The organism is Ferdinandcohnia sp. Marseille-Q9671 (genome assembly GCF_976954385.1).
Window position 1 is genome coordinate 1,439,623 of record NZ_CDRJTA010000001.1, and the last position, 25,238, is coordinate 1,464,860.

Below are 25,238 nucleotides of genomic sequence, written 5' to 3' on the forward strand. Positions count from 1 at the left end.
GGGTAGCTTGGTTTAAATCATAAACTTTTGTAAAGTTGTTATGTTATTTTGTGAATTATGTGGATATTGAGGATAAAATTGTTAATACACTCTCATGAAAGCATGAAAGAAAGGAGTTATTCACTATATTTTAAGATACAAGGTACGAGGCTGTGGATATTGTGGGTAATGTGGACAACATGTTCATAATCCTTTTATATAAAGGTAAAAAAAAGTGCTTACCTGTGGATAAGCACTTAATATAATTTATCTTCTTTTCTCCAATGCCGATAACACTTCGTTCAATGGTAACTTTTGCTCACGAAGAAGCACAAGTAGGTGGAACAATAAATCTGCCGCTTCCCACTTCAGTTCTTCATGACTGCGGTTTTTAGCAGCGATGATGACCTCAGACGCTTCTTCTCCTACTTTTTTAAGTATCTTATCTACCCCTTCTTGGAATAGATATGTAGTATACGAACCCTCAGGCATTTCAGCCTCACGCCCTGCAATAATGGTTTCAAGCTCATTAAGAATCGCAAAACGGTCACCCTTTACTTCCTCAGCTTCTCCTAGTGCAGATTCAGTAAAGCAAGAGTAGTTTCCTGTGTGGCAGGCAGGTCCTGTCGGTTCTACCAATACAAGAATCGCATCCTGGTCACAATCATATTTCAGATCAAGTATCTTTTGTGTATTTCCAGATGTTGCCCCTTTATGCCATAGTTCCTTGCGAGAGCGGCTATAAAACCATGTCTCTCGCGTTTCAATCGACTTGCGTAAGGATTCTTCATTCATATAAGCAAGTGTTAATACTTCTTTACTTCCTGCATCTTGTACAATTGCCGGAGCAAGTCCCTTTTCATCGAATTTAATGTCTGGTATGTTCATCGGACATTGACCCCTTTCTCTTTTAAAAAGTTTTTAACTTCCTTCACTGAAGTCTCTTTGTAATGAAAAATACTTGCTGCTAACGCCGCATCCGCCTTACCTTCTGTGAAAGCTTCCTCAAAATGGGCTGCATTCCCAGCACCACCTGAAGCAATTACTGGTACGGATACAGCTTCACTCACACGTCTTGTTAATTCAAGATTGAAGCCGTCCTTACTTCCATCCTTGTCCATGCTAGTCAATAAGATTTCTCCGGCACCACGAGTAATTGCTTCCTGTGCCCATGCAACAACTTCCCACTCAGTTGCTTTTCGACCACCATGTGTATAAACTCTCCAGCTTCCTAATTCCTCGTCATATCTAGCATCAATCGCGACCACGATGCATTGTGAACCAAAGAAATCTGCACCTTCCTTGATAACATCTGGGTTTAGTACGGCTGCTGTATTTAACGATACCTTATCCGCACCTGCACGGAGAATTTTTTTCATATCTTCTAAGGAATTGATTCCTCCACCCACCGTAAACGGAATGGCAAGTGTGGCAGCTACTTGCTCAACAACCTCTACCATTGTTTTACGACCTTCATGGGAAGCAGATATATCTAGAAAAACCAATTCATCCGCACCTTCAGAATCGTAGAATTTGGCTAATTCTACTGGGTCCCCGGCATCACGAAGCTCCACGAATTGGACCCCTTTTACAACACGGCCATCCTTCACATCTAGACAAGGGATGATACGCTTCGTAATCATGAGCTCTTCACCTCTTCTAATGCTTCCTTAACCGTAAATTGATTCGTGTAAAGGGCCTTTCCAACAATCGCACCACCTACACCTTGGTCTGCTAACTTACTTAGCGCTTTTAGATCTTCAATTGAACTAACTCCTCCAGACGCAATAACCTGTTTTCCAGTTACAGAAGCAAGGGTTGCAACAGCATCAATATTAGGTCCGCTTAGCATGCCGTCAGTCGCGATATCCGTAAAGATAAACACTTCAGCACCTGCGTTCGCTAGCTCAATTCCCAAATCGGTTGCTTTAACAGATGACGTATTTAACCAGCCCTCTGTTGCTACATAACCGTCTTTTGCGTCAATTCCAATCGCAATTTTCTCTTTGTATTGTTGGAGCATCTTTTTTACAAATTCAGGATTTGAAATGGCTGCACTTCCTAAGATTACACGATCCACACCGTTTTCGATGTAGTAAGCAACATCCTCTTCTGTTCGAATCCCACCACCAATTTGTACCTTTGCCGGAAGCTTCTGTGCAACCTCAAGCACATATTGGTCATTTACGCGTTTTCCAGCTTTTGCACCATCCAAGTCAACCATGTGAATCCACTGGCTACCTGCATCTGCAAATGTTTTTGCCATATCAAATGGAGAGTCTCCATAAACCGTCTCTTTATTGTAGTCCCCCTGAAGCAATCGAACGCATTTGCCGCCTCTCATATCAATTGCGGGGTAGATTGTAAAAGTACTCATATTGTCACCTTCTTTTCAACGATTGCAGCAAAGTTCTGGAGTATCTGTAACCCTAGCTCACTGCTCTTTTCTGGGTGAAACTGTGTTCCAAATACATTTCCTTTTCCTACTACTGCAGGAACCTCCACGTCATACACACTACTTGCGATTACATCCTCTGGATTGGGTGTTGAAACATAATAAGAGTGTACGAAATACACATGCCCACCTTGAATATTACGAAGCAGTGGAGAGGGATTGCGAAGCTCAAGATCATTCCAGCCCATATGCGGAACCTTGTAAGTCTCACCATTTGCCGTTACCCCGGGAATTTTTGTTATTTTGCCCTTTAAAAATCCAAGGCCTTGCGTGAGTCCATTTTCTTCGCTTTCTTCAAACAACAATTGCATCCCTAGGCAGATTCCTAATAAGGGTGTACCCTCTGCCACGGATTGTTTGATAAAGCCAACTAAACCTGTCTCATGTAAAATCCCCATCGCATCTTTGAAGGAACCAACACCAGGTAAAAGTAAGCCGTCAGCTTTGGCTAATTCGTCTGGTGAACTTGAGACGAAATAATCGTAGTTCATTCGCTCTAATGCCTTACTAACGCTGTATAAATTCCCCATGCCATAATCGATTATGCCTATCATTTACAACATCCCTTTCGTTGATGGGACCCCCTTAACTCTTGGGTCAATCATCGTTGCCTCATCAAGTGCACGACCTAGTGCCTTAAAAATGCCCTCAATCATGTGGTGTGTGTTGTGACCATAATGAACGATGACATGAAGGTTAATTCTCGCCTCTAAAGCAAACTTCCACAAGAATTCATGCACAAGTTCTGTATCAAACGTTCCAACTCGGGAACTTGGAAACTCCGCTTTCAACTCGAAATGTGGACGATTGCCCAAATCAATCACAACCTGCGCAAGTGCTTCATCCATCGGAACAAACGCATTTCCGTAGCGCTTAATTCCTTTTTTATCTCCAAGCGCTTCTCGTAATGCCTGTCCCAAACAAATCCCAATGTCTTCCGTTGTATGGTGATCATCAATCTCCGTATCACCATTTGCATCAACTGTCAGATTAAATTGACCATGCTTTGTAAAAAGGTCTAACATATGTGTCATAAAAGGAACACCAGTATCCAGCTTGGAAATTCCTTCTCCATCTACTGCGAAATTCAATTTGATATCTGTTTCATTTGTTTTACGTTCAACACTTGCTTGTCTTGTCATTTTTTACACCTACCGTAAGTTAAGTTATCCACATTGTCCATGGTTAGTTTCCATCCGAATTAGTATGATAATTCACATAATTGTGTATTATTATCCACATTATTCACAGTATCCACAGTACAATTGTGTAAATTGTGAATATTTATTTTTATAAGAAGGTTCTTCCTATTTCAATCGTTCTTCAATTGCTCTTGCATGTGCTTCAAGTCCTTCAAGTCTTGCAAATGCTGCAATTTTTGGTCCGTTATCAGCCATTGCCTGTTGGCTGTATGAGATGATACTTGATTTTTTCGTAAAGTCATCCACATTTAGAGGACTTGAAAAACGTGCCGTTCCGTTTGTCGGAAGCACATGGTTCGGACCTGCGAAATAATCTCCTACTGGTTCTGAGCTGTAACGACCTACAAAAATAGCTCCTGCATGCTTTATTTTACCAACCTGCTCCATCGGTTCATTCGTCATGATTTCAAGATGCTCCGGTGCAAGCTCATTTACTACTTGGATTGCTCGATCTAAGTCACTCGTGACATAGATTGCACCAAAGTCCTTGATCGAGGCTCTAGCAATATCTACACGTGGCAATAGCTCAAGCTGTCTTTCTACTTCTTCAGAAACTGCCTCAGCGAGCTCCATCGAAGATGTAACGAGAACACTAGATGCTCTTTCATCATGCTCTGCCTGTGAGAGTAAGTCCGCTGCGATTTCATTTGCACGGGCCGTTTCATCAGCTAACACTACGATTTCACTTGGCCCTGCAATCATATCGATATCCACATTACCAAATACCTCACGTTTAGCTAGTGCAACAAATATATTTCCTGGCCCGACGATTTTATCAACAGGTTGAATGGTTGCTGTTCCATACGCAAGAGCACCAATCGCTTGCGCTCCACCCACCTTATATATTTCGTCTACACCCAAGATGTCCGCTGCTACTAAAACACCCGCTGGGATACGGCCATCTTTTCCTGGTGGTGAAACCATCACAATCCGTTCCACACCTGCTACTTGAGCTGGAATAACATTCATTAAGACGGATGATGGATATGCTGCTTTCCCGCCTGGAACGTACACACCGACTGCATCAAGTGGTGTAATTTTCTGTCCAAGGATCGTCCCATTCTCCTTCATTGACATCCAGGACTGTTTTACCTGACGACTATGGTAATCACGGATATTTTCTGCTGCTTCCTTTATAATGCTAACAAGGCTACCATCTAGCTGTTGATAAGCATCCTTGATATCCGTGTCATTTACTTTTATATCTTGCAGTAAAACACCGTCAAACTTTTCAGTGTAGTGTTGAAGAGCCGTATCTCCATTTTCTTGTACATTTGCAAGAATTTCTAGAACTGCTTTTCTCTGTTCCTCTGTCCCACTATCAATTGTCCGTTTGAGGGAAACAGTGCTTGTTACACGTTCAATTCGCATGATGTGTTGGTCCTTTCTGCTGAATTAGATCGAAACGACTTTAGAAAGACGTTCTACGATTTCGTCAATTTGTTGATCCTTTAGGCGATAGCTGACAGGATTTACGATTAGACGAGACGTAATGTCTGCAATGTGCTCGAGCTCAACTAATCCGTTTTCCTTTAGTGTACGTCCTGTTGACACAATATCCACAATTCGGTCTGCCAATCCAATTAACGGAGCAAGTTCAATCGAACCGTTCAGTTTTATGATTTCAACCTGCTCGCCATTTTCACGAAAATAGCTTGAAGCAATGTTAGGATATTTTGTCGCAATTTTAGGAGCTACTCCCATTGTTTTCGCATCTGGAAGACCAGCAACTGCTAAATAGCATTGGCTGATTTGTAGGTCTAGCACCTCGTACACGTCACGCTCTTCCTCTAGCATTACATCTTTCCCTGCAATTCCAAGGTCGGCTACACCATGTTCTACATATGTCGTTACATCCATTGGTTTTGCAAGCATAAAACGAAAAGGTTCATCTGGTACGTCAATGATTAGTTTCCTTGAATCCTCAAATTCAGGAGGAAGCTTGTAGCCTGCCTTTTTTAAAAGATCTGCAGCCTCTTCAAAGATCCGTCCTTTTGGCATTGCAATTGTTAATTTGTTATTCATTCTTCATCCTCCTTCCTTGAGTTTCCTAAGAAAAAGGTGGTTTGTGCAAAAGCATTCGTGCATGCATCAACATCCTTGATACCTGCAATATCCTGAAGGATTACGCGCTCGCCTTGTTCTCGTTTCTTCATCGCAAATCGGATTGCTTCTTCTCGTTGTTCAGCACTAAAAATCACGCAATGAATCTCAGGCTTTGTTTGTGGCAAATCAAGTGCTTCAAGTAATCGATCCGTACGAATTCCAAAGCCCGTTGCCGGTGCTGGTCGATCAAACTTATCGAATAAACGATCATAGCGACCGCCATTCCCTACTAAAAAGCCAACATTTTCTGCATATATCTCAAAAAGAATACCAGTATAGTAGCTCATATGACTTACAAGATTAAAATCAATCTTAATATTCTCTGTTACACCGAATGCTTCTAACTTTCTCCAAAGCATTTCAAGCTCTTCAGCAGCATTTTTCCCTTCTTCGCTTTCAACAAGGTCCTTTGCTTTCGCAATCTTAGAATCATTTCCACGAAGCTGTAAAAGCGACAGCAACCGTTGCTTATCAATGGATGATAACGGTAGATTGTTAACATGCTCTCTATAGCCTACATAATTTTTTTCATATAAGTATCGTTGAAGGACATCAGCTCTCGCTTCATTCCCGACGATTTCCTTAAACAAGGCCTTTACATAGCCTATGTGACCGATTGGTACCGTAAAATGAGTGAGTCCCGCTTGCTTTAGTGAAGCAATCATAAGGGCAATAACCTCTGCATCAGCACTTGTTGTAGTATCGCCAATGTACTCAATACCAATTTGCTCGAATTCTGCAGGTCTTCCACCCTCTCGTTGCTGTGCACGAAACACGTTCGCCGCATAAGCAATACGGAGTGGATATCCGTCTTGATATAAACGGGAAGCAGCCACACGTGCAATTGGAGCCGTCATATCAGGTCGTAGCACAAGTGTATGTCCCTGTTGATCTAATAGCTTAAATAATTGACGATCAAGGATAGCAGATGCTTCTCCTATCGTTTCATAGTATTCAAGTGTTGGAGTCTCAATAAATCGATATCCCCAGCTTTCAATTTTTGAAGACATTGCATCGCGGAGTTTCTTTTTCGCTTCATATAAAGCCGGCAATGTATCTCTCATACCTAAAGGTTTTTCAAACATAAACACGATTTTGTCACCACCAAAGAATTATATATAAGAAGATTTACCTTCTATATTATATACTTGTTTTTATTTTACTTTAGTTCGCTAATATACTACCAAGATAAAGTATACTTTATTTTACACCTAACCGACTATAGCGTCAACACAAATGTCAGAATTTAGCCATTACTTTATGTCTTTGTGGATAATTTGTTCTGTGGATAAAATAATTTTAGTTTGTGGATACTGTGGATTAAGTTAATAACTTGATTCTGCCTTTGTTGATATTGTGTATATTGTTAATATCTGAATAATATATTTGTGGATTATGTTGATAAAGTGGATAACTAGCTAAAAAGTTGTAAGCAAGAGAGGAAGAAGAGAGGTAAAAGCTGGAATGTGAGAAGAAGGGTGTGAGTAATGTAGAAATGAAACGAGGATATAGACACGAGGATAAGAAGAGCACAAAAAAATGCCCATCTAATCACTGCTGAGTCTGATAGGCATTTGTTGTATATATTTATTGTCCTGAATCTTTTTCACGTTCTTCTCTTTGTTCTTTTGAATAAATTAGTTGCATTGGATTGCCGCCAACAAAGCTGCCCGCTGGGACATCCCTGTGAACGAGTGTGCCCGCAGAAACAATTGCACCATCACCGATTTCCACTCCAGGTAAAATCGTTGAATTGGCACCAATCATAACCTCGCTACCAATTTTCACATCACCAAGTCTGTATTCTTTAATCAAGTATTCATGAGCGAGGATAGTTGTGTTAAAGCCAATTACTGTATTGCTACCAACACTAATTTTTTCCGGGAACATGATGTCTGGTACCACCATTAAAGCGAAGGCTGTTTTATCCCCGACCTTCATCCCAAGAAAGGTACGATACAGCCAATTTTTCATTCCTAAGAATGGTGTATATCGCGCAAGCTGGATCACGATAAAGTTCCGTACAACCTTCCAAAAGGAGACGGTTTTATAAATCTGCCAAAGTGAATTAGCTCCTGAAACTGGATACCTTGTCGTTCGTCGTTTCACTATTACTTCATCCTTTTACGATTGGCTTGAATCTGAAATAATGTCAAATAAGTCACTCATTTTTTCAAGCATAAAATCAGGCTTATATTCAAGTAAAAACTCTCTTCCTTTGTGAGACCATGCCACCCCTGCTGTCTTTGTGCCTGCATTTTGTCCAGCAACAATGTCCTGATAATTATCACCAATCATAATCGCTTCTCCGGGTGTCGAGTCTAGTAACTTTAATGCAAGATGAACTGGTTCTGGATCAGGCTTTGGAGCTTTTACATCATCCAATGTAACAACGACATCAAAAAATTGATCCAACTTGGTTAGTTTTAATCCCATATTGACCGTATGCCTCATCTTTGTTGTTACAACACCAATTTTATAGCCTTTTTCCTTTAATGTTTTAATTGTATCAAAAACCTCAGGAAACTCTGTTACTAACTCGTCATGCTTTTCATGATTAAATTTTCGATATTCTGCGACCATTTCTTCCGCACGCTCTGGATCTACAGAAGAAAATGATTCTAGAAGTGTAGGTCCATTGAATGGAAGGACATCCTCTCGAGTAAACTGTCCAGGATAATATTTTTCAAATGTGTGTAAAAATGATTGAGCTATTAGTTCATTTGTATCAATTAATGTTCCGTCTAAATCAAATAAAAGTGTGTTAATTGCCATAGATAGGTTCCTTTCTGCTGTTTTGTTCTACGCGTCTCCAGATAAATGCTATTACCATTGTTAAGATAGTTGCGGTGGCTACTCGGATAAGCAATAAAGGCAATACAGGGATGCCAAGTGGAATAAAGATAAGTGTATCCTCCACAACAGCGTGACACGCGACAAGGAAAATAAACGCTAACGTTAAATCCTTCTTACTTACATTATCCTCTTTTACCGCCTGAATCATTACACCCGCACCAAACGCCAAGCCGAACAAGAGACCAGCTGCTAATGTGGTTGATGTATTTTCCTTCATTCCTAATGCTTTTGTTACTGGATTCATCCATTTTGAGAACACATTCAACCATTTCAATTCTTTTAGGATTTGAATCACTACCATCAACGGAATGACAATAAGTGCTAATTGGAGAATACCAAAAGATGCTTTCTCAATGCCATTTAACAGAATGTTGCCCCATCCTGAAATTTGTTCTTCATTTGTAGACACAAGTCCATATTTTGCTAGTTCACTTCCACCATTCCAAACTAGATTAATAACGAAGGCAGAAATGAATGCTAGCCCAAGTCTTACAACTACAATGATCCAAATCTTAATGCCTACTTTCGCGGCAACTGTAGATTCGATAATCATATTATGTGAGAATGATAGCATGACAGCTAAAATAAAAACTTCTTTTACGGTTAAATCTAGTGTGAGAATTGCCCCAATACCAGCATATAGATTCAAAAAGTTTCCTAACACGAGTGGAATGGCAGCATCACCTGATAAACCAAACCACCCCATAATTGGTGATATCCATTTAATCACCCAATCGAGTACAGGTGTGTACTGAAGCAATGTTACAAGCAGGGTAACGGGAAAGATCACTTTTCCCAATGTCCAAGTAGTTTTTAATCCTACCATGAAGCCTCTCTTGATTGTTTCTAGCAAGTTTCCCCTCTCCCTTTTAATAAATTTAGTTCTCTAAATATCTCTCTTTCGAATGCCCTTTTACTCTTCGGTAAACGAGTACAAGTAGCGCTCCCACAATGGATACAAATGAAACCAACTGTGCAACTCGTATATCGCCTAGCATTAAGCTGTCAGTTCGCAGACCTTCCACGAATAAGCGCCCAATTGAATACCAAATCACATACGAAAGGAACATTTCTCCGCGTCGTAAGTTTACTTTTCGTAGCATTAGTAGTAAAGCAAAACCAACTAAACTCCATAGTGATTCATATAAAAAGGTCGGGTGATAATACGTACCTTCAATAAACATTTGATCCATTATAAAATCAGGTAATACGTTGTAGAAGGTTTGGATATTTTCTTCTGCAATTGGTCCACCATGTGCTTCCTGATTCATAAAGTTTCCCCAGCGACCAATTGCCTGACCAAGGATAATACTTGGTGCTGCGATATCAGCTATTTTCCAGAAGGACAATCCCTTCATTTTTGCAAACACAATGGCAGTGACAACAGACCCTATTAAAGCACCATGAATCGCGATTCCACCCTCCCATATTGCGATAATCTTTGAAGGGTTTTGCGAATAGTACTCCCATTTAAAAATGACATAATAAATCCTCGCACAAATGATTGCAATTGGGACCGCAAATAACATGAGGTCCATAAAGGTATCCTTATGCATTCCTCTTCGCTCAGATTCCCTTATTGCAAGAAATAAGGCTAGTGCAGTCCCTAATCCAATAATTAACCCATACCATTGAATTGTTAACGGACCCAACTCAAGGAATGTTGGGTCTAATGGTTGAATGTTTCGTTCCACGTTCTCAGCTCCCTTTTATCTATATCCGTCTTATACGTCGTCATGATCCCCATATTCAATTGCACTTGTAAGTCGATTTGAAAATTGTTCTGCAGCGTTTAATCCCATTCGTTTTAAGCGGAAGTTCATAGCTGCAACCTCTATAATAACAGCAAGATTTCGTCCTGGACGAACTGGAATAGTATATTTCGTTAAATCCGTATCAATGATTTTCATTTTTTCTTCTTCAAGACCTAATCGGTCATATTGCTTTGTTTGATCCCAAAGCTCTAGGTTGATAACTAAGGTAATTCGTTTAAAATTCCGAATTGCTCCGGCTCCAAATAAAGTCATGACATTAATGATCCCTAATCCACGGATCTCAAGTAGATGTTCAATTAACTCTGGTGCACTGCCAATGAGTGTATCTTCATCCTCCTGGCGAATTTCCACACAATCATCAGCAACAAGACGATGTCCTCGTTTTACAAGTTCAAGGGCTGTTTCACTTTTACCAACACCGCTTTTTCCGATAATCAAAACTCCCACACCATAAACATCTACTAGTACACCATGGACAGCAGTTGTTGGGGCAAGCTTACTCTCTAAGAAGTTCGTTATTCTACTTGATAGTCTGGTTGTCTTCATCGTCGATTTGATTACAGGCACAGATTCACGTTCAGACGCTTCAATTAGCTCTTCTGGAACTTCTATATCACGTGAAATAATGATCGCAGGGGTAATATCAGTACAAAGCTTCTCCATCCGATACATTTTTTCATCACGTGTTAATTTTTCAAAAAAAGTAAGCTCTGTTTTTCCTAACAGTTGAATACGTTCAGAAGGGTAGTAGTCAAAAAAACCAGCTAGCTCAATACCCGGTCTCGAAATATCACTTGTGGTAATCGGGCGATTAATTCCCTCTTCTCCACTAATCAATTCTAGATTAAACTTCTCAATTAAATCCTTTGTGCTAACTTTTGGCACAGCCGTTCCTCCTTAGTTGTGTTTCCTGTAGTTATGTAAAGCTCCCACAAATGTGGTAGCTGTGTTTTTGATTTTTCTGTCAACTGAGTATGCCAGTGTAGAAAGAAGTAATATCAGCACCAGAAACTCATTCTCCTATTTTAGCATTTTTCTACGTATCACCAAAACTTTTCTAACTAAAATAGGGAAGTTTGTATGAATTACTTTAGAAGGAGGTTGCTAGGGCAGGGGGATATAGACATAGTAAAGTATTTCTTTGGCACTCAAAGACAGTTTGTAAATTATCGGTGATATGATCGTCATTGATAAGCAGGATCAAGGACATTTTCTCACGTTTCCAATGTGAATTTGTCTTTGTTGAGTGGTCTCAAACACAAATTTATCAAATTAGTAAGTCAGATGTCCTGTAGAGACATTTTCACCTTATCTTCAGCACGAACTGTCTTTACTACAAATTCGTTTTTTACTTTACTAATGAATACACATTCGTATCATACGGAACACCGTTTTGATACATATAGTTCCGTAAGACACCTTCTTTTTCAAAACCAAGTTTTTTCAACAGTTCATTAGATGAAGCATTTTCGATAAATACAACGGCTCCGATACGTGTTAATCCTAATTCAGTAAAACCGAATGTAATAACTTCTGAGATAGCTTCGGTTGCATAACCCTTCCGCCAATAGCTAGGGTGAAGCTCATACCCTATCTCTGCCCTCTTATGTTTTGGGGACCACACGTTAAAACCGATCGTTCCGATTATTCCTTTCTCTCCCTTCAATTCAATTCCCCATCTGATTCCTCGTTTTTCTTTGTAGTTCTTTGAGAAAAACGCCACAAACTGTTCTGCTTGCTCGATACTTGTTAAAGGGTCTTGTCCATAATAACGTGTGACTTCTTCATTTGAAAAACAGTTATAGATTCCAGCTGCATCTGCAATTGTGATTTCTCTTAATCTAAGTCTTTCGGTTTCTAGTAATGGAAACATTCTCTATGCCCCTCCTTAGTTTTACTTCAACCTGATTTCCGTGAAGTTTTCTTCGGTTATTTTTTCCTGTTCCAAAATAGATTGAAATGCTAAAAATAAATCTTGTATTTCTTTCTGATTATTTATTAATTGGATGCTTTTAAGATAATCTTCTTCACTTCTGTATTTCGAGATTTCCAGCCATTTGGTTTGGTCCTCGCTGCTTTGTAAATACGTTGTTTGCACATCTATGTATCTCCCATATAATTCACTGGTTCGTTTTTGAATGTGTACGAACTCTTTGTTTTTAGCTGGTTGAATGTGATAGCTATACACTTTTACAAACATATTCGACTCCTATAACTTACGACTTAGACTAACATTCAACAAAAAACAGCGTAATTCCTGCTGGAATTGACGCTGTCTTTCTAATAGGTAGATTTCCTACTTCTTTTTCTCTTGTAACGGCTCAACGATTACCTTTTGAATCAGTAAGTTTAGGACCGAGATAATAATTGCTGCGAGTACTGCTGTGCCAAAGCCTTCAATAACAAAGGAGTCTCCCATGATAGACTGCGTCAGCATCAAAGTAATGGCATTGATGACGAATAGGAATAATCCTAGAGATAAGACCGTAACAGGTAAGGTTAATAAAATAAGAATGGGCTTTACAATCACATTTAAGATAGACAGAATCACACTTGCTATGACTGCTGCACTAACACCTTCTAAATGAAAGGTATCAACATAGCCTGCTACAACCATTAAAATAACACTATTGACGATAATACTTGCAAGCCACCTCATTATCTATAGACATCCCCTTCATTTGGGACAATGAAAATCCAAGCAAGATAAATGAAACCGAGAGTGCCGACCCCTAAAATGAAGCCTAACACTGTTAAAATACGCAAGAGTGACGCATCAATACCCGTGTAATCCGCTAGACCACCAAGTACGCCGCCCAGCATTCTATTCCGAGTTGAGCGATATAATTTCTTTTTCATCTTATACACCTCAAAGTGGTTTTATCGTAATGTATCCTGTTTTTGTTTCAGCAAATAGATGTAGCTTTGGTTCTTTCTCTTGATTTGCCTTAAAACGAAGTGACTTTTGAACCACTTCATTTTTTTCTTCAATAACAGACATCATTGGAAGCTCTGATTTAAAGCTACCTAAATTCGATTTTAACTCTCCGTCGACTTGATAACCGTCAGCGATATAGATATTTAAGCTGCCAGCAGTTGCTTTTACATATGCAGTGTGGCAGCTTTCACCTTCAATATCACATGTGATATTCCCACTAAAGCTCTGTAAATCGACTTTTTCAAACTGACCCGTTGTGGTAATTGCACCATTAATTGTCTCTGCCTCAAAATCTTTGCTACTGATTTGGTTTGCTTTGATAGGTCCATTTGATGTTTCCAATTCAACAGTAGTTGTTTCAAGGTTCGTAACAGTAATAGCTCCGTTCGCTGTTTTTGCACGAAAATCCTTTACTCGTAAATTTTCCCCATTAATTGGACCATTAAACATTCTAGCCTTAATACTTTCATAGTTTTCCTGCGGGACATATATTTTTGCATGAACCTTCATTTGCTTTTTCTGTATGGAAAGGCGAAGTGTCCCATTTTCGATGGAGAAATGAACATCTTCTAAGAATGCGTCTCTTGCGCGATCCTGGTTCTCGATATTGTATACCTTCGCCTCACATTCAACACGTACGTCCTTTTCTTCCCAAGGAATGATCGTAATACTCCCATTTGACACGTCTAGGTCAAGCTTTGTAAAGATTACGTCCTTGTGTTGAAAAATATGTTCGACATCAGTCGCCGTACCAAAGTTGAAATCGAGGTCTAAATCCTTAATTTTCTTCACTGCTGTGTCGATAAAATCCATAAATTTGTGTTTCGTAGAACCCTTGCTTTCATATGAATGCTGGTTTTGCTGTTGGGATTGGTCATACTGAACCTGAGTCGAAAGCTCTGTATTCGGTTCTTGTGCAGGATCTTCTGTTTGAGTATGTTCCCCAGAATGAAGCTTTTCAATGAGGACAATCGCTTCCTCTGCTGTCAATTTCCCTTCTTCGACTAACTTTAAAATCCGTTTTTGTTCCTCTTTCATTTCATATTCCTCCCCTTAAAATTCATCTTGCGCTAATACTTGAATGCCTTTTACGATATTCCATATAACGATTCCAATATTAATGATCGCTAATAGTAGAAACACAAACACCATTGCTACCGCAAATGCTTCTACCGACCATATAAAGAAAAACGGAATAACAATAAAGATGACAGTTGCTACCGGAATAATATGTGATATTAGTGCATGCAATGCATGCCTTTTTACTGTTGGATTTTGAACAATAATGTAAACGATGATTGGTAATATAAACCCTGCGAAGAAAATACTGAAATAACACAATGCTGCAAGTAATTTATCTGTATTCACTCTTCATCTCTCCTTTATAACTCTATATACGAATTAAATGACAAAATGGTTTCAAGGAATTATGAACTTTTGAATCAAAGGGCAGTGGTTCTTTTGTTCATTTATTGATTACACTTTTATAAAAAAGATCCACTGGGTACTCCCAATGGACCTATTATTTCGGCTTACTTTCTACAAGACCTCTAAAGCTATCACGGTAATACCATGCTATGATTCCTTCTAACAAAGTTACAAAGATAGCTAGGAGTAACAATTCTGAATCTACAAAAATATGAAATGCTACGATATTTACAATAATGCTAGCTAGTACAACGAGTACCAATGGTACAAATCGACGAATTAGTAACAAAACACCTGCAATGATTTCAACACCTTTTTCAATGGCTAAAAAATATCCATCACCTAAAAATTCCATCGCAGCTGGGCTTGTTGGAGCAAATGGTTCAAACCCAAATAATACAGCATAGCCGTTTACTCCTGCGCCAAGAAATATGAGACCTAAGAGGATTTCCGCTAAACGAATCACTTTTTCCATAAGACACCCCTTTATGGTGTTTTTCAACAATCTATTACTAATAGGTATTGTGGAAGTCGCTCTTTTAATCCTTTTTTGATAGTAAAAATCTAATTTTCACTACACGAAAAACGTTTTATCATTCTACATTACTTATTCACTAGTTCCCTTGAAAGAACAGAACGTCGAAAGCCTCTTTGGCGGATAAAGTCTCGTATTTCCTCTGAGCTCATATAGGAAAGTCGAATGTGATAGTAGTTGATATATTCTACAATTGCAAATCCATAAAGGAATAGAAACCAATATAAACCTTTTGAAAATTGGGTCGCTTGAAAAAATAGGACAGGGATTCCAATCGCAAGTAATAGCAAATTACTGCTCCTAAAGAAACGAAAAAGCTGTCGTTGGCTCGTTGTTAGTAAGGCTTTTTGTCCCTCTTTAACACGTTTCCATTTCAGGAACCAATACAAACTTCCCTGGAACAGGATATACTCTAATACGACAAAGGCAAATATATGTGTATATGTCGTTAGATAATACGATGACCATTCGAAGGTTGGTATATAAAAAATCCAAAGAAGTGGAAATAAAACCGCAGCTGCAAGTTCACCAGTCATCAAATTAAATAGTCTTTTTTGTACTTGTTGTTTCATGAGCTATCACCTATCTGCAAGATTGTATATATTAGTAAAGTACCATAAATTGGTTTTAAATGGGGAATTGCTAAGAAAATTTCTATACAGTACACAGACTTTTTGAAGAACACAAAAAATCCCGTTTGTTGCGAAAACAAACAGGATTTTAAACTCTATTTCGGCACGGTCTCTTTTTCTATCAACAATTCCTTCATACGAATTCGGTCACGTTCTAGTACTGGTTTTAAGTAGCGACCTGTATGAGATGCTTCGATTTTCGTGATATCCTCTGGTGTTCCTGTACCTAGGATCGTTCCACCTTTATCGCCGCCTTCAGGTCCTAAGTCTACAATATAATCGGCAGCTTTGATGACATCGAGATTATGCTCGATTACGAGAACAGTATCACCATTTTCTACAAGACGTTGTAAAACCTTTAATAATCTTGAAATGTCATCTACATGTAATCCAGTTGTAGGTTCATCTAGAATATAGAATGTCTTCCCATTGGTACGACGATGTAATTCTGAAGCAAGCTTCACACGCTGCGCCTCACCACCTGAAAGGGTAGTTGCCGGTTGACCTAGTTTAACATACCCCAAACCTACATCATATAAAGTTTGTATTTTTCGTTTAATTCTCGGAAGGTTTTCGAAAAAGGATACCGCTGTCTCAACCGTCATATCTAGAATGTCCGAGATTGTTTTATCCTTATATTTTACTTCTAAGGTTTCACGGTTGTAGCGTTTCCCATGACAAACCTCACATGGAACATACACATCTGGGAGGAAGTGCATTTCTATTTTTATGATTCCATCACCTTTACAAGCCTCACAACGCCCACCTTTTACATTGAAGCTGAATCGGCCTTTTTTGTAGCCTCTTACCTTTGCTTCATTTGTGTTCGCAAAGAGATCACGTATATCGTCAAAAACGCCAGTATACGTTGCCGGATTGGAACGTGGGGTCCTTCCGATTGGAGACTGGTCAATATCAATAACTTTTTCTAAATGCTCAAGTCCCTTGATTTCTTTATGCTCTCCTGGCTTACTTTTTGCGCGGTTAAGTTTTTGTGCAAGTGATTTATGAAGAATCTCGTTTACTAATGTACTCTTACCAGAACCTGATACACCTGTAACAGCAATAAACAAACCTAATGGAAACTTTACAGATACATTCTTTAGGTTGTTATGTTTCGCTCCTTTAACTTCAATAAAACGACCATCTGCTTTTTTTCTTTCAACTGGGAGTGGGATAAACTTTCTTCCTGATAAATACTGTCCGGTTAAGGAGTTTTGATTTGCCATTACTTCTTCTGGGGTACCATACGAAATAACTTCGCCTCCATGAATACCAGCACCCGGCCCAATATCAATTAAGTAATCTGCTGCAAGCATCGTATCCTCGTCATGCTCAACTACAATTAATGTATTCCCAATATCTCTCATTACTTTTAGCGTATCAATAAGCCGGTCATTATCTCGTTGATGCAGACCGATAGATGGTTCATCTAGGATATAGAGAACACCTGTTAAGCGTGACCCAATCTGAGTTGCTAGACGAATTCGCTGAGCCTCACCACCTGATAGAGTCCCTGCTGCCCGACTTAGTGATAAATAATCTAGACCCACATTTACTAGAAACCCGAGACGTTCTTTGATTTCTTGAAAAATAAGGTGTGCAATTTGCATATCCTTTTCAGAAAGCTGTAAGTTTGTGAAAAACTCTAAGGACTCGTTAATAGAAAGCTCTGTTATCTCTGAGATATGCTTACCGGAGATTAAAACGGCCAAACTTTCCCTTTTAAGTCGATGCCCCTTACAGTTTGGACACTTCTTTTCACTCATGTATTTTTCCATTTGTTCGCGTATGAAATCAGAGCCAGTTTCCTTATAACGTCTTTCTACATTTCGAAGGACACCCTCAAAGACAATATAATTTTCACGCTTTTGACCGAAGTCATTTTCATAATAGAAGTAGATTTCTTCCCCGTCACTTCCATACAGGATTTTATCCATTAAATGCTTTGGTATATCCTTAACAGGAATGTCCATATCAATTCCATAGTGATTGCAAACAGACTCAAGCAATTGTGGGTAATATTGAGAACTTGTTGGCTCCCATGGTGCTATCGCATGCTTGCGAAGGGATAAATCCCAATCTGGTATGACAAGCTCCGGATCCACTTCAAGCTTACTTCCTAAACCATCACACTCTGGACAAGCCCCAAATGGACTGTTAAAGGAAAACATTCTTGGCTCTAGTTCTCCGATGGAAAATCCACATATTGGGCAGGAATGCAGTTCACTAAATAAGAGCTCCTCTTCCCCCATCACATCAATGATGACCCTTCCTTCACCTAGACGAAGGGCTGCTTCTAGGGAATCCGCTAATCTTGTTGCTACCCCTTCTTTCACTACTATACGGTCCACAACAACTTCAATGGAGTGCTTCTTATTTTTCTCAAGCTCAATATCATCAGAAAGCTCGACCATTTCCCCATCCACTCGTATCCTTACATAGCCCTGCTTTTTTATATCCTCTAGCACTTTTACGTGAGCACCTTTACGACCAGAAATTACAGGAGCTAGCACCTGTAATTTTGTACGGTCAGGGTATTCTAGTATTCGATCCACCATTTGCTCAATTGTTTGAGAAGTAATTTCGGTTCCATGGTTGGGACATACAGGTTTACCGACACGAGCATATAACAATCTAAAATAATCATAAATCTCTGTAACGGTTCCCACTGTTGACCTTGGGTTACGGCTTGTTGTTTTTTGGTCAATTGAAATGGCCGGCGAAAGCCCTTCGATTGAATCTACATCCGGTTTATCCATTTGTCCTAAAAATTGACGGGCATATGCTGACAATGACTCAACATAGCGTCTTTGCCCTTCCGCATATATAGTATCAAACGCAAGAGATGACTTTCCTGACCCAGAGAGTCCGGTAATAACAACTAATTTATCTCTCGGTATAGTAATATCTATATTTTTTAAGTTATTCGCTCTTGCACCTTTCACAACGATTTTATCTAATGCCATACTACTGTCATCCTTCCGCTTTTAACTCCAGAATTAAATCACGTAATTCAGCTGCTCGTTCAAAGTTAAGCGCCTTTGCAGCTTCTTTCATTTCTGCTTCCATTTCAGCAATTACTTTGTCTCGTTCCTTCTTCGATAATCCAGTTAGCTTAGGCACCGTCTCATAAGCTTCCGTCGCTTCGGCAGCTTGTGTTGCACGAATTACGTCACGAATATCCTTTTTAATGGTTTGTGGTGTAATTCCATGTTTTTTATTGTACGCCTCTTGAATTTCACGGCGTCGTTTTGTCTCATTAATAGCAATTTCCATGGAGTTTGTCATTTTGTCTGCATACATGATGACTTTTCCATTTTCATTTCTCGCTGCACGACCTATTGTTTGAATTAATGATCTTTCTGAACGCAGGAAACCTTCCTTATCGGCATCAAGTATTGCAACAAGCGAAACCTCTGGTATATCAAGGCCTTCACGGAGTAAGTTAATTCCCACAATAACATCATACTTACCCATCCGAAGTTCACGGATAATTTCAATCCGCTCTAGCGTTTTAATTTCCGAGTGTAAGTAGGTTACTTTTATCCCAATTTCCTTTAAGTAGTCTGTAAGATCCTCAGACATTTTTTTCGTAAGTGTTGTGATAAGAACTCGTTCATTACGTTCAACACGTTCTTGGATTTCGCCTATTAAATCATCTATCTGACCTTGAATAGGACGAACATCAATAATTGGGTCTAGCAATCCTGTCGGACGAATGATTTGCTCGACCATCACAGGTGTATGTTCGATTTCAAATGGTCCAGGTGTAGCTGAAACGTGAATGATCTGATTGATATGTTTCTCAAATTCTTCAAAGCGTAATGGACGATTATCTAGTGCCGATGGCAAACGGAAGCCATGATCGACTAGTACTTGTTTTCTTGCTTGGTCGCCGTTAAACATTCCTCGAATTTGAGGCAACGTTACATGTGACTCATCAACTACAATCAATAAATCTTCAGGAAAATAATCCAACAATGTATATGGAGTCGAACCAGAAGGTCGCAATGTCAAATGGCGTGAATAGTTCTCAATTCCAGAACAGAACCCCATTTCTCTCATCATTTCTAGATCATAATTCGTCCGTTGTTCCAGGCGCTGCGCTTGAAGAAGTTGACCATTTTCACGAAGCTCTGCAAGGCGTTCTTCTAGCTCTGCTTCTATATTTTTAATTGCTATTTGCATTTTTTCTTCACGGGTAACGAAGTGGGATGCTGGGAAAATCGCAATATGTTCTCGTTCTCCCAAGATTTCACCCGTCAACGCATCAACCTCACGAATTCGGTCAATTTCGTCACCAAAGAACTCAACCCGAACACAATGTTCGTCACGTGAAGCCGGAAAAATTTCTACTACGTCCCCTCTTACACGGAAGGTTCCCCGGCGGAAGTCTATATCGTTACGTTCATATTGAACATCTACTAGCTTTCGTAAGAGCTGATTTCGCTCAATTTCCATACCTGTCCGTAAAGAAACAACGAGTTCCCTATATTCTTCTGGCGAACCTAACCCATAAATGCAAGACACACTGGCAATGATGATTACATCGCGACGTTCAAAAAGAGCAGAAGTAGCCGAGTGACGTAGTTTATCAATTTCTTCATTCACACTTGAATCCTTTTCAATATATGTATCTGATGACGGCACATAGGCCTCTGGCTGGAAATAGTCATAGTAACTAACAAAGTACTCAACTGCATTATTCGGAAAGAATTCTTTGAACTCACTATACAGCTGTCCTGCTAATGTTTTATTGTGAGCAATAATTAGCGTTGGTCGGTTTACTTCTTTTATCACGTTTGAAATCGTAAAGGTTTTCCCTGTACCTGTTGCCCCAAGTAAGGTTTGATACTTCTTTCCCTCTTTGATTCCTTCAATAAGCTGTTTAATGGCTCTTGGTTGGTCACCCTGTGGGGAGTACTTCGAAACTAACTCAAATTGGTCCTTCACACGCATCCTCCATTCCAATTCCTATATTGTGATCTATTTAATCGATTATGTACTTTATAATTCACTGTCTTTTTCTTGATAGAAACATTGTACCACAAATTGACATAAAACAAACAAAAATACGAACTTATATTCGTTTTTTTGCTAATAAAAATGGTTCGCACTGTTATAGAATGAGCGAAAGTGATTGATGTAATTACAGCAAGGGGGATTTTACTTTTAAACAAGGAGATATTGATTGTGGACTAAAAAAAAATAGTGGGAATCTCCCACTATTTTTTTAACGTTTTGTTGCCTTTATCAAAACAGCTTCACCAAAAAATGATATGATTTGACCATCGCTCGCTTCAATTCGAAACTTTTGTTTTACCTTATCTGAAGCTTGTAACATGTAAGCATTTAATTCTATCTTCTCTGTTTCAGACAAACGCATACGTTCACACCAACTTGCAAACATAAATTGTTTATCGAAACGATATAATTCTTGGATCTCAAATCCTTCACTCTCTAGCATTTGAAGCCATTCTGACTTTTTCCATGCGCGAAAATGACTGTAGTCTCGCTTTTTTTCAATACTATTATAAAATTGATCATACTCATCTAACTCGGGTACCACATTATCATCTAATAAGAATTGCCCGCCATTTTTAAGTACTCGATAAACCTCACTAATAAACTTCTCAATGTTCGGGAAGTGGTGAGGCGCAATACGGCATGTAACGATCTCAAATACTTTATCAGCAAATGGTAGTTTTTCCGCATCACCTTCTACAAATTCAACATTTATTCGTCCATTCCCCTTAATAAAGTTTTCTGCGACAGCTAGCATTTCCGGAGTGAGGTCAAGTGCAGTAACCTTCTTTACAAGTGGGGCAAGAGCATTTGCCGTATGGCCACCACCTGTTGCTACATCAAGTGCCTCTTCGCTCCCAGTTGCCCTAGCCATAGCTACCAAGGTTTGCAAATCCCCGCCTTTACGGTGGATATCACTTGTTACATAAAAATCAGCACTTTTGCCGAACTGCTTCATCACATCTTTTTTCGTATCCATACTTTCTCCCCCACCCTATCCTTTTTACCATTATCATATGGCAATTTTACCGATAAGGAAATAATCAATAAATTATTGGTAGACATAAGAAAGAGTTATCCTTACACATTTATGATGTTTCACCTACTTAACAAGGAAACAATATAAAAATAGCTACCTATCTTTTCATAATATTTTTTGATAACTGAGGAATAATAATCAACATGGATTATATTGGAGGTATATTTGGAAATGAGTCATAACAATAGTAAATTAAGCTCTGCTGAATTATCTTTTCTATGGAACACGTATTTGGCAGATAGTATGTCTATTTGTGTTTTCACCTATTTTCTAAAACATATCGACGACAAAGAAACCGAACAATTAGTTACTCATGCCCTAGATATATCTCAGCAACATATTGAAATCATACGAGGGATCTTTTCAGAAGAGGGTATACAAGTGCCCGTAGGGTTTACTAAAAAAGATGTCAATTTAAAAGCAGGACGTTTATTTTCAGACGTTTTTTATTTGAAATATTTGAAGCACATGACAAATGGGGGTTTAGCAACCTACGGAAGAATTCTTCAGCATATCTATCGTCAAGACATCCGAGCATTTTTTTCTAAATGTTTAACTTCAACAATTGAGCTTTACAACGAAATCACCAGTGTTTTAATGGAAAAGGGAATAGATACTCGACCACCAACTATTCCATATCCAAATAAGATTGAGTTCATACATAAACAATCCTTTTTACTGGAGGGACTTGGAAGACGCAAGGCACTCACAGGAGAAGAGGTAAATCAGCTACATTTTAATATCCAAACGAACCATTTAGGAGCGGTTTTAGCAACAGCATTTGCTCAAATAACCACATCAAATAAAGTACAAAAATATATAGTAAGAGGAAAAGAAATCGCATTAAAACATATAAAAGTCTTCAGTGATTATTTAAAAAATAATTCACTTCCTATTCCGATGTCATTTGAAAATGAAGTAACAGCGTCAACTGAATCACCTTTTTCGGACAAATTGCTAATGTTTCACTATTCTATTATGATTTATTCAGGTGTAGGAAACTATGGGGCCGCCATTGCAGCTAGTAGACGGAGCGATTTAGTCGTTGATTATTCCCGCTTAACTGGTGAAATTTTAAAGTTTGCGGAGGATGGAATAAATATAATGATTGCCAATGAATGGCTAGAGCAACCACCATTAGCAATTGATAGAGAAAGCCTACAAAAATAAAAAGCTGTTTGGTTGTATCCATACAGCTTTTCCATTACTTTTTCGCTCGTTTTCCCATATTCCTTGCATATAAAAAGCCAGCTACAAGCGAGATGATATCTACAAAAATGATATAAATCGAATCCGTATAACCCTTATAGACGGATGCAATAATGAGAGCTATGGATAAGAGTAAACCAACATAATGATTATAGGTCACCCTAGTAAATAAAATCACAAGAATCCCAGGAAGAATGAGAGCCAGCAATAGTTTAAGTAGCATGATAGTTAAACCCTTTCAAGTTATCTTATTTTTACTATAGCAAAACCTGAAAACTAATTCACGAATTTGCCACCTAGTGTTATTCAAATAATTCCGGATAAAAGCCTTTTGCCATTGTCTCTACTGCAAACGCCATACGATTTCCTGGTAATACAGTCTCTAATGAAATCACAACAAATTTTTCATTTTTAACACTCTCTAGTTGTGACAGAGCCGGGTCATTTTTGATGTCTTTCATTTTTTGTTCGATTGAAGGTGCATCGTAGTCATGAATCAGAATGACATCTGGTTGTCTAGCCAACACTTCCTCGTAGCTCACTGTGGACCATTGTTTATCCGTTATATCATCGAAAATATTTTGTCCTCCAGCTAGCTCAATTAAGAGAGATTCAAAGTTTGTTCCCCCTGCAGTAAATACTCCGTTCCCACCACTGTCATACACTAAGACATCAAGTGGTTCTTGTCCCGCTACTTTCTTCTGCACCTCAGCAATTCTCTCTTTTTGCTGTGTCACAAATGCTTCTGCTTTATCCTCTATCTCAAAGATTTTACCTATATCCATGATTTCCTGGTAGATTTCCTCTACTGTTGTCGCACGATTTACATATGTTTTTATTCCATAGCTTTCGAGTTCTTCAATGTCTAGGCCTTCACTTCCAAACTCCCAGTCAATTCCATAAATAAAATCCGCTCCACTTGTTAGCACAGCCTCTCTCGTCGCATATCCATAGGATAACTCTGGTATTTTTGCATAATCCTTCTCATACTCAGGCAGCGCCCCACGACTGTGATTGTCTAACGTATTCCCAGTCACATAATCAGTTAGGCCCAGTGCAATAAAAAGCTCTGTAACGTTAGGACCAAATGTTAAAACCTTTGAAGGTTTCTCTGTTATTTCTACTTTTCTACCGTAATTATCAAGGATGAGAGAATCAGTGGTTGTCCCTTGTTTATCAGTTGAATGGTTTTCTGAGTTTTCGCCGCATCCCATTAACAAAAACAAAAGAATACTCATCCAAAGTAACATTTGTTTATTCATCTATTTTCTCCTTCTAGGAAACTATTTGGTATAAAATTAATTGTTATCCTGTTTGTCACAGGATGAATGTTTACATCGCAATGTACCCCATAAATCTCGTAAATTGCTTTTGGGGTCAGTACTTCTTGTGGTGTTCCTACCATATGAACTTGCCCATTTTTTATTGCATATATCCGATCACAGTAAAGAGCAGCAAGGTTTAGATCATGAATGGCAGATACGACGGTTACACCCAATCCTTTTATCAAATCAAACATTTGGAGCTGATGCTGGATATCTAGATGGTTTGTCGGTTCATCCAATAGCAGCAGATCTGTTTGCTGTGCCAATACTCTTCCAACTATAACACGCTGTTTTTCCCCACCAGATAGATTGATATAATTTCTTTTTTCCATGCTAGCCATTCCTATTTGATTAATAGCCTTTGTAACAATTTCCTTATCTTCCTTAGTATCTCCATTAAAAAGACCTTTATAGGGGCTTCTTCCCATTGCAACAATCTCATCTACTTTAAAATCAAATGGAATGTCATTTTCTTGACCGACCACACCCAATTTCATGGCCGTTTTTTTCACATTCATTTTATCTATACGTTCACCGTCCAAAAAGACAGCTCCGGAGTCTGGTTTTAAAGCACGATATATATTTTTTAAAAGCGTAGATTTCCCGCTTCCATTTGGTCCAATGATTCCAACAAATTCTCCTGTGGAGACATGTAGATTCATATCTTCTATTATCTGTTTTTCATTCAGAGAAAAGTATAAATCCTTAACCTGTAGTTTCAAAGTTTCCAC

At 38.9% G+C, this 25,238-nt stretch carries 28 protein-coding genes; 1 reads left to right on the forward strand and 27 read right to left on the reverse strand.

Annotation, left to right across the window (positions count from 1 at the left end):
• Positions 1–246: 246 nt before the first annotated feature.
• From hisIE to ACWNMY_RS07485, 24 genes are all read right to left on the reverse strand, one after another.
• Positions 247–867, reverse strand: a complete 621-nt coding sequence (hisIE, locus tag ACWNMY_RS07370; RefSeq protein WP_449537587.1) for a bifunctional phosphoribosyl-AMP cyclohydrolase/phosphoribosyl-ATP diphosphatase HisIE — start codon at positions 865–867, stop codon at positions 247–249.
• Positions 864–1,622 carry an imidazole glycerol phosphate synthase subunit HisF gene (gene hisF, locus ACWNMY_RS07375; protein ID WP_449537588.1) on the reverse strand — a complete coding sequence of 253 codons (759 nt, stop codon included), beginning with the start codon at positions 1,620–1,622 and terminating at the stop codon, positions 864–866. Before hisF ends, hisIE begins: the two co-directional genes overlap by 4 nt.
• Positions 1,619–2,356 carry a 1-(5-phosphoribosyl)-5-[(5-phosphoribosylamino)methylideneamino]imidazole-4-carboxamide isomerase gene (gene hisA / locus ACWNMY_RS07380; protein WP_449537589.1) on the reverse strand — a complete coding sequence of 246 codons (738 nt, stop codon included), beginning with the start codon at positions 2,354–2,356 and terminating at the stop codon, positions 1,619–1,621. Before hisA ends, hisF begins: the two co-directional genes overlap by 4 nt.
• Entirely contained in the window at positions 2,353–2,988 is a 636-nt protein-coding gene (hisH, locus tag ACWNMY_RS07385; protein WP_449537590.1) for an imidazole glycerol phosphate synthase subunit HisH, read from the reverse strand. The genes hisA and hisH overlap by 4 nt, the downstream gene beginning before the upstream one ends.
• Positions 2,989–3,576, reverse strand: coding sequence for an imidazoleglycerol-phosphate dehydratase HisB (gene hisB, locus ACWNMY_RS07390; protein ID WP_449537591.1), 588 nt, complete (start codon positions 3,574–3,576; stop codon positions 2,989–2,991). It abuts the gene before it with no gap.
• 165 nt (positions 3,577–3,741) lie between these two features.
• The gene (hisD, locus tag ACWNMY_RS07395) at positions 3,742–5,007 is read right to left on the reverse strand and encodes a histidinol dehydrogenase (protein ID WP_449537592.1); all 1,266 of its coding nucleotides are present in this window, start codon (positions 5,005–5,007) and stop codon (positions 3,742–3,744) included.
• Positions 5,008–5,031: 24 nt separating this feature from the next.
• The gene (gene hisG, locus ACWNMY_RS07400; RefSeq protein WP_449537593.1) at positions 5,032–5,661 is read right to left on the reverse strand and encodes an ATP phosphoribosyltransferase; all 630 of its coding nucleotides are present in this window, start codon (positions 5,659–5,661) and stop codon (positions 5,032–5,034) included.
• Positions 5,658–6,833 carry an ATP phosphoribosyltransferase regulatory subunit gene (locus ACWNMY_RS07405; RefSeq protein ID WP_449537594.1) on the reverse strand — a complete coding sequence of 392 codons (1,176 nt, stop codon included), beginning with the start codon at positions 6,831–6,833 and terminating at the stop codon, positions 5,658–5,660. Before ACWNMY_RS07405 ends, hisG begins: the two co-directional genes overlap by 4 nt.
• A gap of 496 nt (positions 6,834–7,329) precedes the next feature.
• The gene (locus ACWNMY_RS07410) at positions 7,330–7,851 is read right to left on the reverse strand and encodes an acyltransferase (RefSeq protein ID WP_449537595.1); all 522 of its coding nucleotides are present in this window, start codon (positions 7,849–7,851) and stop codon (positions 7,330–7,332) included.
• A 15-nt stretch (positions 7,852–7,866) separates the two neighbouring features.
• The gene (gene ppaX, locus ACWNMY_RS07415; RefSeq protein ID WP_449537596.1) at positions 7,867–8,517 is read right to left on the reverse strand and encodes a pyrophosphatase PpaX; all 651 of its coding nucleotides are present in this window, start codon (positions 8,515–8,517) and stop codon (positions 7,867–7,869) included.
• Entirely contained in the window at positions 8,507–9,424 is a 918-nt protein-coding gene (locus ACWNMY_RS07420; RefSeq protein WP_449538411.1) for a nucleoside recognition domain-containing protein, read from the reverse strand. The genes ppaX and ACWNMY_RS07420 overlap by 11 nt, the downstream gene beginning before the upstream one ends.
• Positions 9,425–9,476: 52 nt before the next feature.
• Entirely contained in the window at positions 9,477–10,292 is an 816-nt protein-coding gene (lgt, locus tag ACWNMY_RS07425) for a prolipoprotein diacylglyceryl transferase (protein ID WP_449537597.1), read from the reverse strand.
• Positions 10,293–10,322: 30 nt separating this feature from the next.
• Positions 10,323–11,258: an HPr(Ser) kinase/phosphatase gene (gene hprK / locus ACWNMY_RS07430; RefSeq protein WP_449537598.1), complete on the reverse strand. Its 936-nt coding sequence runs from the start codon at positions 11,256–11,258 to the stop codon at positions 10,323–10,325.
• Positions 11,259–11,721: 463 nt separating this feature from the next.
• Positions 11,722–12,246 carry a GNAT family N-acetyltransferase gene (locus ACWNMY_RS07435; protein ID WP_449537599.1) on the reverse strand — a complete coding sequence of 175 codons (525 nt, stop codon included), beginning with the start codon at positions 12,244–12,246 and terminating at the stop codon, positions 11,722–11,724.
• A gap of 21 nt (positions 12,247–12,267) precedes the next feature.
• A complete protein-coding gene (locus ACWNMY_RS07440) occupies positions 12,268–12,573 on the reverse strand; it encodes a hypothetical protein (protein ID WP_449537600.1) in 306 nt (101 codons plus the stop codon).
• 96 nt (positions 12,574–12,669) lie between these two features.
• On the reverse strand, positions 12,670–13,032 hold the full coding sequence (locus ACWNMY_RS07445) for a phage holin family protein (protein WP_449537601.1): 363 nt from the start codon (positions 13,030–13,032) through the stop codon (positions 12,670–12,672).
• On the reverse strand, positions 13,032–13,232 hold the full coding sequence (locus ACWNMY_RS07450) for a PspC domain-containing protein (RefSeq protein WP_449537602.1): 201 nt from the start codon (positions 13,230–13,232) through the stop codon (positions 13,032–13,034). Before ACWNMY_RS07450 ends, ACWNMY_RS07445 begins: the two co-directional genes overlap by 1 nt.
• 10 nt (positions 13,233–13,242) lie before the next feature.
• Positions 13,243–14,349 (reverse strand): DUF4097 family beta strand repeat-containing protein, encoded by a 1,107-nt coding sequence (locus tag ACWNMY_RS07455; protein WP_449537603.1) that lies wholly within the window; start codon positions 14,347–14,349, stop codon positions 13,243–13,245.
• Positions 14,350–14,364: 15 nt separating this feature from the next.
• Entirely contained in the window at positions 14,365–14,679 is a 315-nt protein-coding gene (locus tag ACWNMY_RS07460) for a DUF4870 domain-containing protein (protein WP_449537604.1), read from the reverse strand.
• 154 nt (positions 14,680–14,833) lie between these two features.
• Positions 14,834–15,214, reverse strand: coding sequence for a hypothetical protein (locus tag ACWNMY_RS07465; RefSeq protein ID WP_449537605.1), 381 nt, complete (start codon positions 15,212–15,214; stop codon positions 14,834–14,836).
• Between the two features lie 128 nt (positions 15,215–15,342).
• Positions 15,343–15,846, reverse strand: a complete 504-nt coding sequence (locus ACWNMY_RS07470) for a hypothetical protein (RefSeq protein WP_449537606.1) — start codon at positions 15,844–15,846, stop codon at positions 15,343–15,345.
• 155 nt (positions 15,847–16,001) lie between these two features.
• On the reverse strand, positions 16,002–18,875 hold the full coding sequence (uvrA, locus tag ACWNMY_RS07475) for an excinuclease ABC subunit UvrA (protein ID WP_449537607.1): 2,874 nt from the start codon (positions 18,873–18,875) through the stop codon (positions 16,002–16,004).
• Between the two features lie 7 nt (positions 18,876–18,882).
• On the reverse strand, positions 18,883–20,862 hold the full coding sequence (gene uvrB, locus ACWNMY_RS07480; protein ID WP_449537608.1) for an excinuclease ABC subunit UvrB: 1,980 nt from the start codon (positions 20,860–20,862) through the stop codon (positions 18,883–18,885).
• A 280-nt stretch (positions 20,863–21,142) separates the two neighbouring features.
• Positions 21,143–21,913 carry a class I SAM-dependent methyltransferase gene (locus ACWNMY_RS07485; RefSeq protein WP_449537609.1) on the reverse strand — a complete coding sequence of 257 codons (771 nt, stop codon included), beginning with the start codon at positions 21,911–21,913 and terminating at the stop codon, positions 21,143–21,145.
• A 231-nt stretch (positions 21,914–22,144) separates the two neighbouring features.
• Between ACWNMY_RS07485 and ACWNMY_RS07490 the strand changes: the two genes are divergently transcribed.
• A complete protein-coding gene (locus tag ACWNMY_RS07490) occupies positions 22,145–23,143 on the forward strand; it encodes a DUF3231 family protein (protein WP_449537610.1) in 999 nt (332 codons plus the stop codon).
• A 34-nt stretch (positions 23,144–23,177) separates the two neighbouring features.
• Here ACWNMY_RS07490 and ACWNMY_RS07495 read toward each other — a convergent pair whose 3' ends face one another.
• The 3 genes from ACWNMY_RS07495 to ACWNMY_RS07505 form a co-directional block, all read right to left on the reverse strand.
• Positions 23,178–23,405, reverse strand: a complete 228-nt coding sequence (locus ACWNMY_RS07495) for a CsbA family protein (protein ID WP_449537611.1) — start codon at positions 23,403–23,405, stop codon at positions 23,178–23,180.
• Between the two features lie 79 nt (positions 23,406–23,484).
• Positions 23,485–24,444 (reverse strand): ABC transporter substrate-binding protein, encoded by a 960-nt coding sequence (locus ACWNMY_RS07500; RefSeq protein ID WP_449537612.1) that lies wholly within the window; start codon positions 24,442–24,444, stop codon positions 23,485–23,487.
• Positions 24,441–25,229 carry an ABC transporter ATP-binding protein gene (locus ACWNMY_RS07505; protein ID WP_449537613.1) on the reverse strand — a complete coding sequence of 263 codons (789 nt, stop codon included), beginning with the start codon at positions 25,227–25,229 and terminating at the stop codon, positions 24,441–24,443. The genes ACWNMY_RS07500 and ACWNMY_RS07505 overlap by 4 nt, the downstream gene beginning before the upstream one ends.
• Positions 25,230–25,238: the final 9 nt, after the last annotated feature.